Source organism: Noviherbaspirillum denitrificans (assembly GCF_002211445.1).
In the GTDB taxonomy this organism is placed as follows: domain Bacteria; phylum Pseudomonadota; class Gammaproteobacteria; order Burkholderiales; family Burkholderiaceae_D; genus Noviherbaspirillum; species Noviherbaspirillum denitrificans.
The window spans coordinates 2,794,159-2,807,480 of the sequence record NZ_LSTO01000001.1 but is presented as its reverse complement, the minus strand read 5'-3'; the positions used below and the strand labels follow the sequence as shown (position 1 = coordinate 2,807,480).

The 13,322-nt window shown below is 64.0% G+C and carries 18 protein-coding genes; 4 read left to right on the top strand and 14 right to left on the bottom strand.

Features of this window, described 5'->3' with window-relative positions; all coding sequences use genetic code 11:
- Positions 1 to 1,745, bottom strand: a 1,745-nt coding sequence (gene mnmC, locus AYR66_RS13685; protein ID WP_088709803.1) for a bifunctional tRNA (5-methylaminomethyl-2-thiouridine)(34)-methyltransferase MnmC2/FAD-dependent 5-carboxymethylaminomethyl-2-thiouridine(34) oxidoreductase MnmC1, incomplete at its 3' end; no start/stop codon positions are given.
- A gap of 109 nt (positions 1,746 to 1,854) precedes the next feature.
- Between mnmC and AYR66_RS13680 the strand changes: the two genes are divergently transcribed.
- Positions 1,855 to 2,346, top strand: a complete 492-nt coding sequence (locus tag AYR66_RS13680) for an SET domain-containing protein (protein ID WP_088707939.1) — start codon at positions 1,855 to 1,857, stop codon at positions 2,344 to 2,346.
- Positions 2,347 to 2,355: 9 nt separating this feature from the next.
- Here the strand turns inward: AYR66_RS13680 and sugE are convergent, their stop codons facing one another.
- From sugE to AYR66_RS13645, 7 genes are all read right to left on the bottom strand, one after another.
- On the bottom strand, positions 2,356 to 2,676 hold the full coding sequence (sugE, locus tag AYR66_RS13675; protein ID WP_088707938.1) for a quaternary ammonium compound efflux SMR transporter SugE: 321 nt from the start codon (positions 2,674 to 2,676) through the stop codon (positions 2,356 to 2,358).
- A gap of 111 nt (positions 2,677 to 2,787) precedes the next feature.
- The gene (gene siaD / locus AYR66_RS13670) at positions 2,788 to 3,573 is read right to left on the bottom strand and encodes a biofilm regulation diguanylate cyclase SiaD (RefSeq protein WP_234814897.1); all 786 of its coding nucleotides are present in this window, start codon (positions 3,571 to 3,573) and stop codon (positions 2,788 to 2,790) included.
- A gap of 2 nt (positions 3,574 to 3,575) precedes the next feature.
- Complete coding sequence (gene siaC, locus AYR66_RS13665) at positions 3,576 to 3,956, bottom strand: biofilm regulation phosphoprotein SiaC (RefSeq protein WP_088707937.1); 381 nt, start codon at positions 3,954 to 3,956, stop codon at positions 3,576 to 3,578.
- Between the two features lie 14 nt (positions 3,957 to 3,970).
- Positions 3,971 to 4,519 carry a biofilm regulation protein kinase SiaB gene (gene siaB, locus AYR66_RS13660; RefSeq protein ID WP_088707936.1) on the bottom strand — a complete coding sequence of 183 codons (549 nt, stop codon included), beginning with the start codon at positions 4,517 to 4,519 and terminating at the stop codon, positions 3,971 to 3,973.
- Positions 4,506 to 6,524, bottom strand: a complete 2,019-nt coding sequence (gene siaA / locus AYR66_RS13655; RefSeq protein ID WP_088707935.1) for a biofilm regulation protein phosphatase SiaA — start codon at positions 6,522 to 6,524, stop codon at positions 4,506 to 4,508. The genes siaB and siaA overlap by 14 nt, the downstream gene beginning before the upstream one ends.
- Before the next feature lie 152 nt (positions 6,525 to 6,676).
- Entirely contained in the window at positions 6,677 to 7,000 is a 324-nt protein-coding gene (locus AYR66_RS13650; RefSeq protein WP_088707934.1) for an AzlD domain-containing protein, read from the bottom strand.
- Positions 6,997 to 7,728, bottom strand: a complete 732-nt coding sequence (locus AYR66_RS13645; RefSeq protein WP_088709801.1) for an AzlC family ABC transporter permease — start codon at positions 7,726 to 7,728, stop codon at positions 6,997 to 6,999. Before AYR66_RS13645 ends, AYR66_RS13650 begins: the two co-directional genes overlap by 4 nt.
- A gap of 94 nt (positions 7,729 to 7,822) precedes the next feature.
- Between AYR66_RS13645 and AYR66_RS13640 the strand changes: the two genes are divergently transcribed.
- Positions 7,823 to 8,305: a L,D-transpeptidase gene (locus AYR66_RS13640; protein WP_088707933.1), complete on the top strand. Its 483-nt coding sequence runs from the start codon at positions 7,823 to 7,825 to the stop codon at positions 8,303 to 8,305.
- A 62-nt stretch (positions 8,306 to 8,367) separates the two neighbouring features.
- On the top strand, positions 8,368 to 8,577 hold the full coding sequence (locus tag AYR66_RS13635) for a hypothetical protein (protein ID WP_088707932.1): 210 nt from the start codon (positions 8,368 to 8,370) through the stop codon (positions 8,575 to 8,577).
- On the opposite strand, the gene AYR66_RS13630 is transcribed toward AYR66_RS13635, so the two are convergent.
- From AYR66_RS13630 to AYR66_RS13615, 4 genes are all read right to left on the bottom strand, one after another.
- Positions 8,578 to 9,345 carry a ParA family protein gene (locus AYR66_RS13630; protein ID WP_088707931.1) on the bottom strand — a complete coding sequence of 256 codons (768 nt, stop codon included), beginning with the start codon at positions 9,343 to 9,345 and terminating at the stop codon, positions 8,578 to 8,580.
- Between the two features lie 25 nt (positions 9,346 to 9,370).
- Positions 9,371 to 10,108 carry a YoaK family protein gene (locus AYR66_RS13625; RefSeq protein ID WP_088707930.1) on the bottom strand — a complete coding sequence of 246 codons (738 nt, stop codon included), beginning with the start codon at positions 10,106 to 10,108 and terminating at the stop codon, positions 9,371 to 9,373.
- Positions 10,109 to 10,417: 309 nt separating this feature from the next.
- Complete coding sequence (locus AYR66_RS13620) at positions 10,418 to 11,020, bottom strand: hypothetical protein (protein WP_088707929.1); 603 nt, start codon at positions 11,018 to 11,020, stop codon at positions 10,418 to 10,420.
- Positions 11,021 to 11,096: 76 nt separating this feature from the next.
- Positions 11,097 to 11,987, bottom strand: coding sequence for a LysR family transcriptional regulator (locus AYR66_RS13615; RefSeq protein WP_088707928.1), 891 nt, complete (start codon positions 11,985 to 11,987; stop codon positions 11,097 to 11,099).
- Positions 11,988 to 12,079: 92 nt separating this feature from the next.
- Here AYR66_RS13615 and gstA point away from each other — a divergent pair, with 92 nt between their 5' ends.
- Entirely contained in the window at positions 12,080 to 12,688 is a 609-nt protein-coding gene (gene gstA / locus AYR66_RS13610) for a glutathione transferase GstA (protein ID WP_088707927.1), read from the top strand.
- Positions 12,689 to 12,709: 21 nt separating this feature from the next.
- On the opposite strand, the gene AYR66_RS13605 is transcribed toward gstA, so the two are convergent.
- Complete coding sequence (locus AYR66_RS13605; RefSeq protein ID WP_088707926.1) at positions 12,710 to 13,126, bottom strand: hypothetical protein; 417 nt, start codon at positions 13,124 to 13,126, stop codon at positions 12,710 to 12,712.
- Positions 13,127 to 13,217: 91 nt separating this feature from the next.
- The coding region (locus AYR66_RS13600; protein ID WP_141104247.1) for a DNA-3-methyladenine glycosylase I at positions 13,218 to 13,322 on the bottom strand (105 nt) is incomplete at its 5' end.

The following is a 13,322-nucleotide window of genomic DNA, read 5'->3' as shown; positions in this document are numbered from 1 at the left end:
AGCAGACCGTACAAACCGGGCAGGCGGGGAACATCGCGCAATCGGCTGCCGGAGATCGGCAAGCACATGTCCGGCAATGCGCCGACGAGCGGCAAGCGATCCGGCGACGCACAACGAAAGCCGACCCTTCCCGCCATGGGGATATCAACTTTCGCCAGCGGCAATACCTGCGCAAGCCGTGCCAGGTTTTCGTCATGGCTCGCCTGCCGCAATTGCCTGTCGCTATCGAAGTCATAGGATGCGCCTACGCAGCAGATGCCGTTCGCGGGACGTGTCACATAGCCCTCGCCGCACAGCACAACCGGTACGTCGGGCAGCACGTCGGCCGGTACGTGGGTGACCTGCCCGCGTATCGCGCACAGCGGCAATGCCTGCGTTTGCGGAAATGACATTGCACTGCTTCCGTTGGCAAGGATGACCACCGGCGCTTCGGCAATCGCATTGCCATCGCCGCCACGGACAAGCCAGCCCGCAGCCGTCCGCTCCAGCGACATCGCCTCCGAGACGAAGCGCCGTTGCAAGCGGTCCCCGCATGCATCGAGCATTGCCGCGCACAGGCTGGATGGCGTGACCCAGCCGCCGCGCGGAAATAACCATGCCCCGTGCGTGCCTGCGCTGCCTGTCATCGCATCCACCGCAACGCCATCCAGCCAGCGCACGAAGTCCGGCGGCAGGCCGAGCGCATCGACCGTGTCGCGCTGCATCTGTGCATGTGCAGCATCGTTGGCGAGGTGCAGCACGCCGCACGCTTCTCCCGCAAATGCGCGGCCAATCCCGCCCAGCGCCTCCCAGCGGCCCACCGAATACAGGAAAGCCGTGCGCAGCAGCCGCGATGAAATGTTGTCGTCCCTGGACAGCAGGGGCATCGCGATGCCAGCGAGATTGCCGGACGCCTCCTGCGCCGGACGGTCATGGCGTTCGACGAGCGTCACCTGCCAGCCGCGTGCTGCCAATCGCTCGCTCGCAGCGCATCCCGCAATGCCGGCGCCGATCACGATCGCGTCGCGCACTGCCGGAAGCGGACGCACTTGCGGCTGCCAGCGCGGCGCATAGTGTGCCGCCAGCATGTCGCGCTTGCGACCGAAACCGGGACGCTTTTCGCAGATGAATCCACCCTGTGCCAGCGCCTGGCGCACAGCAGAAGAGACGGTATAGGTGGCAACGGTGGCATCCGGCGCGGCGATCCGGTTCAGCCGTGCGAGCACCTGCGGCGACCACATCTCGGGATTCTTGCTGGGCGCGAAGCCGTCCAGGTAGAAGGCATCCGCGGCGGCATCGACCTGCGGCAGGCTGTCGGCAATGTCGCCGAATGCCAGTGTCAGGACCACGCTGCCCGCGTCCAGCTCGATCCGGTGGAACCCGGCAACCAGTACCGGCCATGCGTCGCGCAATGCGGATGACAGGGATGCGAGTTCCGGCCACATCGCATGCAGCTGTGCGAGGTCTTGTGCGGAGAACGGATGCTTTTCGATGGCGAGGTAATGCAGCTTGTTGCTGCGCCGCGGATCGTTGCGCCATGCCTGCCAGGTAGCGAGGAAATTCAGGCCGAGGCCGAAACCGGTCTCGACGATCGTGAAGCGTTCCCGGCCGCGCCAGCGTTCCGGCAGCCCGTTCCCGCCCAGGAAAACATGGCGCGCCTGTTCCAGGCCGCCGTCATCCGAGTGGTAGACGTCGCCGTAGGACCCGGCGTAGGGAATGCCGTCTATGAAGGAAAGCGTGGCGGGCTGGAGACGATGAGCGGTCATGGGAAAGGCGTCGGCTGGTGAATGCGGACATTGTATAAAAAGCAGTACGCCGTCCGGGGACGTTTGAGATAATACGCACCCACACCACATTGAACCTGCCCGATACGAGATGAATCGCACCAGCAATACCGATACCGCCACCGAAAACCGGCCCCTGCATGTCGTCAAGAATTCCCGCGTGCACGGCCGCGGCGTGTTCGCCGCCCGCAAGATCCCCGAGGGCACCTGCATCCTGGAATACCAGGGCGAACGCATCAGCTGGAAGGAAGCGGTGCGGCGCGAGAACCTGAAGGCGGCGGACGATTTCCACACCTTCTTCTTCAGCCTCGAAAGCGGCAAGATCATCGACGGCGGCAGCCAGGGCAACGACGCACGCTGGATCAATCATGCGTGCGAACCGAACTGCGAGGCGCGCGAGGAAGACGGCAAGGTGTTCATCTACGCGCTGCGCGACATCGCGCGCGGCGAGGAGTTGAACTACGACTACGGACTGATCCTGGAAGAACGCCACACGCCGGCGCTCAAGCGCGCCTACCAGTGCCTGTGCGGCGCACCGAGCTGCCGGCATACGCTGCTGGCGCCGAAGAAAAAGAAGAAGTAATTCGTCTTGCTAATGCGGGCTGAGCGCCTTCAGCCCCGCAATTCCGCCCAGGATCAGCGCAACGCAGATCCACTGCCCCGCCGACAATCCCTCCTTCAGCAGGACGGTGCCGAGGATGGCGGTGCCGACAATGCCTATGCCGGTCCACACCGCATACGATGTGCCTACCGGCAGCGTGCGCATCGCGATCCCGAGCAGGACCACGCTGGCGACCATGCTGACGAGGGTCAGCGCCGACGGCACGGGACGGGTGAAACCTTCGGTGTACTTGAGGCCAATGGCCCAGCCGACCTCGAACAGGCCGGCGATGATCAGGATAAACCAGGACATTTTGCGTGCGGAGACAATTCCGTGGCCGTCCACGTGAAGTCGGGAAGAGGCGGGGGCGTCCCCGCGTTCGTGATGGCAGGTCCTACTTTAACCTATCCCTGAAGACCCTGCTCAGGCCGCAATTTCGTAGCGGTTGCGCCCGTTGCGCTTGGCGTCGAACAGCGCGGCATCGGCGCGGTTGATGGTGTCGGAAATGCGCTCGCCCGGCCGGCGCTCGGCAATGCCGAAACTGGCTGAAATCTGCACTGACTTGTCGTCAGCCACCATGTCGATGCCGGCGATCGCCTCGCGCATGCGCTCAACCACCACAGCACCTTCGTCCGCCGGGACTTCCGGCATGATGACCATGAATTCCTCGCCGCCCCAGCGGCCGCACAGGTCGTAGTCACGCACGCCGCTGCGGATGGCGTTGGCGATGCGCACCAGCACCTTGTCGCCGGCTTCGTGGCCGTAGAGGTCATTGACCGACTTGAAGCGGTCGACGTCGATCAGCACGATGGTCAGCGGGCGTTCCAGGCGTTCGGCGCGGGCGGTTTCCGCCTTCAGGCTTTCCATCAGCATGCGGCGATTGCCGATGCCGGTCAGCGCATCCTTGGTGGAAGCATCCTTCAGCGCTTCGTTCAGGTCGCGCATCATGGACTGGTAACGGTCCGAGATGCGGGCAATCTTTTCCAGCTGGCGCAGCTGCTTGTTGTAGCGTCCGGCCAGCGCATCCTTTTCCTCGCGGCTGACATTCTGGTAGCGGTCCGAGATCCGGGTGATGCGGTCGATCTGGTACAGCAGGCTGCGGTATTCCTCGTACAGCTCGGCCAGCGGATGGCGCAAGGCATTGCCCTCGTTCTCCGGATCCGCGAGGAGGGTTTCGATCATCAGCTGCAGGTGATGTTCGTCGCGCACGGTTACTCCACCTGGCTGGTGATTTCAAAGGGGAACGTGCAGTCTTCCTTGAATTCCTCGGCCAGGTCGGCGACGCGCTCGTTCTGCTCGTCGTAGAACCAGTTGACCGCCACCTTGCGGCCGGCACGGTGCGCGTCTTCCAGGATGTCGAAGATGTCCATCATGGCCTTCACGCTGCTGGTGTTCAGGTACAGCAGGTGCAGGTTGAGCGTGAGCGCGCGTCCGCCTTCGGCCAGGAATTGCTCGATCCACTTCATCGCCGGCGAGAACAGCTCGAACGAGTTTTCCGGATAGGAGTCGCCGCGCATTTCCACGGTGCCCGCCTGCGCATCCGCGAGAATCGACGGTGTGGACTGTGTGCCCTCGATGTTCAGGTTTTCCATTATTCTTCCTTCCTTTACATGACCACGCGCAGGCTGAAAAACGCGCGGCCGTCATCCAGTGTGCGCAGCGAGCAGGACAGCGGCTCGGCCGCCTTGCGCGCGAGGTCGATCAGGCCGAGGCCGGCGCCGGTCGTCGCGCCTTCTTCCCGCGGCTTGCGCAGCTGCTCCTTGTATTGCGCCTTGAGCTGCACCTTGTCCATTGCCGCCAGCGCGTTGACACGCGTTTCCAGCGCCGGGCCGTCGGCCGCTTCGAGGATATTGCCCGCCGAAACCACGTAACGCCCTTCCGTATCACGGGCAATCACGACAGTGGCTGCCGCCGCAGCGGCGGATGCATCCCATCCCTTGCGGGCGGCATAGTGGCGGATGTTCTGCGTCAATTCGATATAGGCGCCGAACACATCCATCGCGGAAGACGGCGTCGCGTGTTCGCGCTCCATGTAGTTGCGCAGCGCGTGGCCGATCTCTTCGATCAGGCTTTGCGTGAGCGGACCGTTGAAGCACAGCAGGATCCGCTGCTGGTTGTACGTCTGCTGCAGCGAAAAGAGATCAATCTGACCCATGGTTGTTATCCCCTTGTGCAAATCGGAAGCAAAGCATGGTGATGTCGTCGCGTTGCGGATGGCTGCCCTGGTAGTCTGCCAGTGTAGAGGCAAACGCACCGCTCTGCTCGTCCAGCGGACGGTTGGCATGCCGGCGCAACATGTCGACGAAGCGCGCGTTGCCGAAACCGAAGCCCTTCTCGCCGCCCGCCTGGTCGAGGAAACCGTCGGTGGTCAGGTAGAAGGTGCGCGACGGCGCCAGTTCCACGCTTTCGTTCTGGTAATCGCCGATGTGGCGGTCGCCGATCGAGCGCCGCGCACCGTGCACGATGCCGATCTCCTCGCCGTCGCTCCAGTAGAGCGCGATGCGTGCGCCGGCAAAGGTCACGCGGCGCGAAGCGAAGTCGACGTGGGCAATGCCCGCATCCATCATGGTCGCGATATCGCGGCGGCGTTCGCCGGCCTGCAGCATGCCGCGCATGACGGCGTCGGTGCGGGAGAGGATGGCGGCCGGATCGCGCGCGCCGGTCTCGTCGATGGCCTGGTCGATCGCCGCGCGCGCGAGCATGGTCATGAAGGCGCCCGGCACGCCGTGGCCTGCGCAATCGACCACGCCCAGCAGGCAGCCGCCCTCGACCTCGCGGTAGACATAGAAATCGCCACCTACCACATCGCGTGGACGCCAGAGCACGAAATGATTCTCGCCGAGCGCGCTGGTCAGTTGCCGGTCCGGCAGGATGGCGCGCTGGATCAGGCTGGCGTAGGAAATGGAGTCGCTGATCTTCTTGTGCGCCAGCGACATTTCGCGGTTGGCGCGCGTCAGTTCCTGCGTGCGGTCGCGCACCGTCTCTTCCAGTTCCTCCGTGTGGCGGCGCACCTTGTCGGCCATCGCGCCGAAGGCCCTGGTCAGGCCGCCGATCTCGTCCTTGCCGGCCGGCGGCAGCGCCACGGTGTAATTACCAGCCGCCATTTCCTGCGCCGATTGCTTCAGGCGCAACAAGGGTGCCAGGACGAGGCGGTTGATCGCATACGCGAACGCTGCCATGGCCAGCACCAGCAGGGCCATGGTCGCCAGCGCCACCCATTTCAGCAGGTCGGTGTCGAGCAGGTCAGCCACGTCGAGGTCGACCGCGGTAATCACATGCCACTTCAGTTCGGGGATGTAGGACACCGCCACCTGCTGCCGCTTGCCGTCGAGGTTGGCGGTGAACACTTCCGCCTTGCCGGGGCTGGCGGCCGCCCTGTCCAGTGCGGCCTTCGCTTCCGTGATGTCCTTGTCGCCGCGCAGCAGGCCGTACAGCGACTGCTCGATGATCGCTTCCTTGGTCGCGGAGTTGAATGCAATGCGCTTGTTGTCCGGATGCGCCTGCACCGCGCCGTTGGCGTCGACGATCATGGGGGTGACGCCCGGCTCCTTGGTGCTGACGAAGTCGTTGAGGAAGGTGGTCAGGTCCAGGCCTGTACCGGCAAGGCCGATCTTGCGGTCGCCGTCCCTGACCAGCACGTTGAACCAGACCTTGGTCACGTTCAGCTTCACGTCGGGGTCGACATTGATGTTGAAGGCCTTGTCGCCCTTCATCGTATTGAAGTACCAGGCGTCGTTGCGGTCTTCTTCCTTCAGCGTGTAGCGCGGCGCATCGCTGTATTCGGAGCGCCTGTCATTGAAGAAGTAGTGCTTCGTGATGTCGGAAATGATGAAGTAGGACTGGTCGGTGAAATCGCGGCGGAAGCTTTCAGCCTCGCGCAGGGCGACGGCTTTCTTTTCCGGATGCTCGTCCTCGAGCAGCCACTGCCGGATCACCTCGGAATTGGCCAGTCGCAGCGACAGCGCCAGTTCGCGCGCCACCGGGGCGACGATGCGCTCGCGGTTGAGCAGGGTGTAGTTGCGGGTGTAGGCGGTGCCGAGATGGGAGCGGATCGATTCGACCGCCTGGAAGCCGATCAGGCTGGCCAGCAGAAGGACGAGGACGCAGGTCCCGAACAGAGCAAGGACCGACTTGCCGCGAAGGCCGAACGCGCGCCCCATGAATTCTCCAGCTTGATGAATGGCAGGAGGCGCAGCGCACCCCGTGTGAATATCCGTACTTGCAGACGGGGAAATTCTGCCAGTCATTGCGGGCGGGCGCAATGCTGAAAGGAAATTGTCGTCCGGGCGACAATCCCTCTCTTATCGAATTGCTATTGCAGTACCCTGAACTGCCAGCCGAAGAAAGCGACCAGCGCGAGGGCGATGGTCAGCAGCTGCTTGCGTGTCGCCGCGCAGACGAGAATGGCGATAATCGACGCGACCAGTTGCGGATTGCGCCAGGTGAGTTCGAGACCCTCGCCGTGCGGCGACAGCACCATGGGCACGATGATGGCGGTCAGCACCGTGACCGGCACGAAACCGAGTGCCTGCTGCAGCAGCGGCGGAAAAGCGACGCGCCCGCCAAGGATGAAGATGGTGGCCTTGATGAAAAAGGTAATGACCGCCATGCCGAGGATGGTCCAGGTATAGCTCATGCAAGGTTCCTTTCTTCCGCCCGCACACCGGCGTTCCAGCGCGTCAATGCCATGCCGGTCGCTACACCGGCCAGCACCGCGAGCATCAGGCCGAGCTTGTAGGGCAAGCCCTGCAGCAGGTAGGCGAAGGTGCCCGCCGCCAGCGCCGCGCCGAGATGCGGAATGCGGTTCAGCTGCGGCACGATGATGGCGATGAAGGTCGCAACCATCGCGTAGTCCAGCCCCAGCGATTGCAGTTCCGGGAATACCGCGCCAAAGACGAGGCCGACCAGGGTCCATGCCTGCCAGTTCAGGTACATCGACAGGCACGAGCCGAGGAAGTACCAGTGGCCGTGAGGGTTGTCGGTGCGCCGGCTGTAATAGCCGTTCATCACCGCGAAAGTCTCGTCCGTCATCAGGAAGCCGAGCGTCCAGCGCCAGCGCGCGGGCAGGTGCGCCACGTGCGGCAGCAGGGCGGCGGCGTACAGCATGTGGCGCAGGTTGACGATGAAGGTGGTAAACCAGATGACCAGCATGCCCGCCTGCCCGGCCATGAGTCCGGCGGCGATGAACTGGCTGGAACCGGCGAACACGCCCAGCGACATGAGTTGCCCCTGCCAGGCGGCGAGCGGGCCGGCGCTGACGAGCGTGCCGAAGATCATGCCGAATGGCGCGGCGCCGACCAGCATGGGGACGGTGTCGCGTGCGCCGGCGGCGAAACTGGACAGACGGGTGGGATGGTGCTGCATCAATTTTCCTTTCAGCCGGCCATGGTAACGCCGCCGCCGGCTGTGCGCTTGTACGATCTTGCTCAGCACATGCGCAGCCTGTATCGTAGCCGCCATGCCGCACATCCTGATCCGTATTGCAGAACAGACACTGGACCTGCTCGACGACGACGGGCATGTCCTGCGCCGCTATTCCGTATCGACCGCCACGAATGGGCCGGGCGAACTGAGCGGCAGCAACTGCACGCCCCGCGGCCGTCACCTGGTTCGCGCGAAAATCGGCGCGGATACGGCGTCCGGCACCGTGTTCCGCGGCAGGCGCCCGACCGGCGAAGTCCATACGCCGGAACTGCATGCCGCCTTCCCCGGCCGCGACTGGATCCTGACGCGCATCCTCTGGCTCTCCGGCTGCGAACCCGGCGTGAATCGCCTGGGCGAAGTCGACACCATGCGCCGCTATATCTATATCCACGGTTGCCCGGACACTGAGCCGATGGGCGAGCCCCGGTCGCATGGCTGCGTGCGCATGCGCAATGCCGACATCATCGAATTGTTCGACCTGGTCGAACCGGGCACCACCGTCGATATTTCTGCCTGACTTCCCTTCGGCAACAGCGTCGCCTACACTTGACTGTATAGCAACGCTTGCAGGGAGATGCCATGCAGAAGTTCGATTTTGCGATCCACACCCGCAGCGGCCAGAGAGTCGACAGCATCGTGATCGCCGGGCGCGACCGGGAAGATGCGGAACGCAAGCTGTTCCAGATGTACCGCAACTGCACGGTCATCACCTGCACCATCAAGCAGCCGGAGGAAAAGGCGCGGCAGGCGGCGTCGATGGAAGACCTGCTGACGCTGATTTCAAAGTAGTCATTCAAAGAAGCCGGCAGCAACCAGCTCTTCAAGCAGTGCATCGTAATCCTGCGCCCCCCGGCTGCCCGGCGCATGCTCGAACACCGTCTTGTTGTGGGCCGGGCTCTCCGCCAGGCTGACATTTTCGGCAATCCGCGTGCGGCACACCTCCTCACCGAAACGCTCCTCCAGCATCGCCTGCACTTCCTTCGCCATGCGCCGGCGGTTGTCGAAGCGCGTCAGCAGGTAACGCCTGCGCACGCGCCGCTTGAGCACCGGCTCCAGCGCCTTGAGCGCCTTGTCCACCTGCAGCGCGCTCTTGTAGGACAGGTGGTCGGCTGAAATGGGGACGACCAGGCAGTCGCTGGCAAAGATCGCATTGAGCGACAGCACGCCGATCAGCGGGCAGCAGTCGATCAGCACCGGGCTGCCGGGATTGGTGAGGCATTCCGCCCGCAGGCTGGCATTAAGCCGGTTGACCACGTTGTAGCCCTTGCCGAACAGGGTATCGACCTTCGACAGCTCCATGTGGGCGGGGATGACACGGATGCCGCAGGCGGCGGGCCGGACCAGTTCGGCGAGGTGACGGTTGCGCTGGAAGAGGCTGAGCAGGGTGTCGTCACCGGAGGCTGCGGTCACGCCGGCGATGGCGCTGAAGTGCGCCTGGGGATCAAGGTCGATGCCGAAAGGAGTACGGCCGCGACGCACCAGCGCGGCGGCGAGATTGAGGGTTGTGGTGGTCTTGCCCACCCCGCCCTTCTGGTTGAAGACGGCAACGATGGTCATGAGTGCAGACCATCTTACGTGAGATTTAGTGCTGTGGCTTGAACATCGGCGCGGAAGACATCACGACCAGCCCGATCGCCAGCGGAATCGTCGCCGAAAACCCGACCTGCTTGAAGCCCAGGGCCCCCGCGACGCCGCCGACGAAAAACGACACGACCAGCGACAGGTGCACCCGCAGCTTGGTGCGGTTGGCGGCGACGAAGTGGTCGCGCTCGATGCCCTCCGCCCGGTTCCAGTAGAACAGCTTGCCCAGCTCGATGCCGATGTCGGTGAACAGGCCGGTGACATGGGTGGTGCGGATCTCGGCATTCGAGATCTTGGTGACCAGCGCATTCTGCAGGCCCATCACATAGCAGAGCAGCGCCGCCGTGACCGACAGGTCAACCAGCTCATGCATCTGCAGGTTCGCGCCCATCAGACCGAACACCAGCAGCAGCACCGATTCGGTCAGCAGCGCCGGCATGTAGGGATTGCCGCGCAGGTTGCGTCTTGCGTAATTGACCATCACCGCGGTGGTCGCCGCCCCGAGCGCAAACGCGAGGATGGACAGGAAGGCAGTGACCACCAGCGGAAAGTGGCCGAGCACGAGGTTGTCGGCGGCCGAGGACAGCATGCCGGTCATGTGCGAGGTGTACTGCCCGATGGCGAGGAAGCCGCCGGCATTGAGCGCGCCGGCGACAAAGGCCAGGCAGGTGCCGAGGTGGAGGTTGGCGCGGGCGGAACGTTCCTGCGCCGTCAGTGATGCAAGGTAGTTGATGGGCATCGGGAGAATTGCATGGATGACAATGCGACGGCCGCTGAGGGCCGCATTGCTCCAGTGTACTGCCAAAGCGGGCGCGGGAAAAAACGGAGTGGAGACTGCGTGATCTCCACTCCAAACCTCAGGAGACACTGAGGAGAGACGGCACGGGCGCCATTGCCCGTGCTGGTTACTACATTGCCAGCGGGATCCTGACGGCATGCGCGGCCGGGACGGTCCGCACATGCCCATGAGGAATGTAGCAGCCAACTACCAAGAGAAAATCCGGAAAGATGACGGGTCTGTCTAAGAAGATTCAGCGGAGGGTGGAAGTCAGGGCCTGGCCTGGACCGGTGAAGCGGTATCCGCCGGTGCGGCGGCGGCAGGCGCAGCACGCGCCGCCTGCTCTCTCGCGGCCGCCTCTTTCGCGCGCTTCTCGGCTTCCTGTGCCGCCATCACGAAGGCCGATGAACAGGCTGCCTTGAGCTCCTGTTCGAATACCGGTGCGAACAGGGTCTTGCTTTTCGACCGGCTCATGTGTGTGGACTTTGGCAGCAGGTAATCGCCCGGCGGATGCTCCATCCGGATCCAGTGCAGCATGCCGTTCGACTTCTTCAGCTCCACGCGTACCTTCACCGGGGGATTGACGCGGGTGCTCATTGCGACCACGGTAGCGACGTCGTTGGCGATCTCGCCCAGCACGGAGGGCGCCATGCCTTCATCCAGGCGTTCCGCGCCGGCAGTCGCAAACATATGTGCGCCGCAGAGCTGGTCGTCCTTCTGGTGCAGCTCCAGGACGAAATTCGAGCACTTGCCCGAATCGCGCTGCACGCCGCTCGGGCAAATCCAGCCTACCCAGGCGCCGCTGAAATCCTCGACGGCCAGGGCCGGCAGCGGGGCAAGCAGCAACAGGGCAAGGAGTGGTGGCAATCGCATGGCGGTCGAGTGGGAGGCGGTGCTTCCACATCTTTGCAGAGTGCCGCCTGCCTTCCTTGAGGGGCCGCAAGCTCCATCACATCCTTACGTGCTCGCGCAGGAAATCGAACAGCAGCTTGACCCGCTTCAAATGGCGGATGTCCGGGTGCGCCAGCATCCACAGGCCGGCTTCGAGTTCCGCCACCGGCCCCTCGACGACGCGCGCCTGCGGATGGTCCCTCAGCAGGAACATCGGCGCCACGCCGATACCCAGCCCCCACACGACCGAGCCTGCGACCGACAGCACGCTGTTGCACCGATAGCGCGGCTGCACCTTCGGAAAACGCTGGCGGCGCCAGCGCACCGAAGGATGGTCGGCGAGCGATTCATCCAGCGCGATCCAGTCGGCCGTCTCCAGGTCGATGCGGCCGTCCATCCTGTCGACGTAGTCCTGCGAAGCGTACACCGCGGACGGGATCGAGCCCAGGTGGCTGCCGACCAGATGTTCCGGCGGCTTGCGCGTGGCGCGGATGGCGACGTCGGCGTCGCGCTGGCTGAGGTTGGCCAGGGTATTGGTCGCGATGAGCTCAAGCTCGACCTGCGGATATTCCGCCGTGAACCTGCCGAGCACGGGCAGCAGCAGGCCGTTCAGCACGGTATCGGTCGTCGTGATGCGCAGTGCCCCGGCCGGTTCGCTGCCGCCCCTGGCGGCGACTTCGCGCGCCTCCTGCAACTGGGTCTCTATGCGCTCCGCGTAGCCTGCCAGCTCGCGCCCGAGTTCCGTCGGCAGGTAGCCCTGCCTGCCGCGTTCGAACAGCAGTGCGCCAAGGTCTTTCTCGATGCGCTTGATGGAGCGGAACACGGTCGAGGTATCGACCCGCAAGCGTTCCGCCGCGCCCTGCAGCGACCGGCCGCGTGCCAGTGCCAGCACGAGTTCAAGGTCGGCGGGGCTGAGTATCGATTGCATCTTTGCATATGACGATTTCATGTGTGCCTATTTTCATTGCATGACCACAATCCTACATTAGCACCACGGCGGCGTTTTTTCCGACGGCCGCCACAACAATGAAAGGACACGACATGAAACTCTATTACGCCCCCGGCGTCTGCTCCCTCGCCCCGCACATTGCCCTGCGCGAGGCCGGCCTGCCGTTCGAACTGGTCAAGGTCGACACCGGCACCAAGCGTACCGCGGACGGCCAGGACTACCTTGCGATCAATCCGCACGGCTATGTGCCGGCGTTCGAGATCGAACCCGGATTCACGCTCACCGAGGGCCCGGCGATCATGCAATACATCGCCGACAAGGCGCCGGCCTCGAAGCTCGCTCCGCCGGCAGGCAGCCCGGCGCGCTACCAGCTGCAATCCTGGCTGAACTTCATCACCTCGGAAATCCACAAGTCCTTTTCGCCGCTGTTCAAGCCCGGCATGCCGGCCGAGGCGAAGACGATGTTCAAGGAGCAGCTCGCGAAGCATTTCGACACCATCGAAAAGCACCTGTCGCGGCACGATTACCTGCTCGACAGCGGCTTCTCGGTCGCCGATGCCTACCTGTTCGTGACGTCGGGCTGGTCGGGGTTCGTCGGCATCGAACTGGAGCGCTGGCCGTCCATCGTCGCGTTCCGCGAACGCGTGCAGGCACGCCGTGCGGTGCAGGAAGCGATGCGCGCCGAAGGGCTGGTCAAATAGGGAGTGCGACGGGCGCCTGCGTCAGGCCATCCGGCGCAGGCGTTGCGCGCGGTTCTGCCGCATGCCCGCCATCGCCAGCCTGAAGTTGACGGCATTGCCGTCGATCGAGTCCTGCAGCGCCGGCTTCATGCGGACATCGATGGCGAGGTCGATGGGCAGCTCCTCGACGCGTCCGTGCCGGCCCACGGCGAGCCGGGCGAGATGATGGTTGCCGTAGACGGCTTCGATGTTATCGGTATCTTCCGAGTGGTCATTCCAGCGGAGGGTATAGGCGATCTCCGGACTGGCCATGCCGCCGACGATCGGCACTTCGATGACGTCGGTGGCAGCCTCGGCGGACCGGGCGGCGGCGTAAGCGCGTGCAGCGCGATGGAAGGCGAAGGCCCGTTCTTCACGGTGCCCGGTGTCGAATTTCGCGACCACGATATAGATCAGCATGGCTCCCCCCGCCGTTAGCTCTTTGGCATGATGCAGATTGCCGGGCTGCCGCACTAGCCATGAACATGGGATTTTCACGGTGAAACCGCAGTCACTTCTTGCGCAGCGGCTTGTGCCTGAAGCAGTCGACGCAATGATCATTGACCATTCCGATAGCCTGCATATATGCATAGATGATGGTGGAGCCGACGAACTT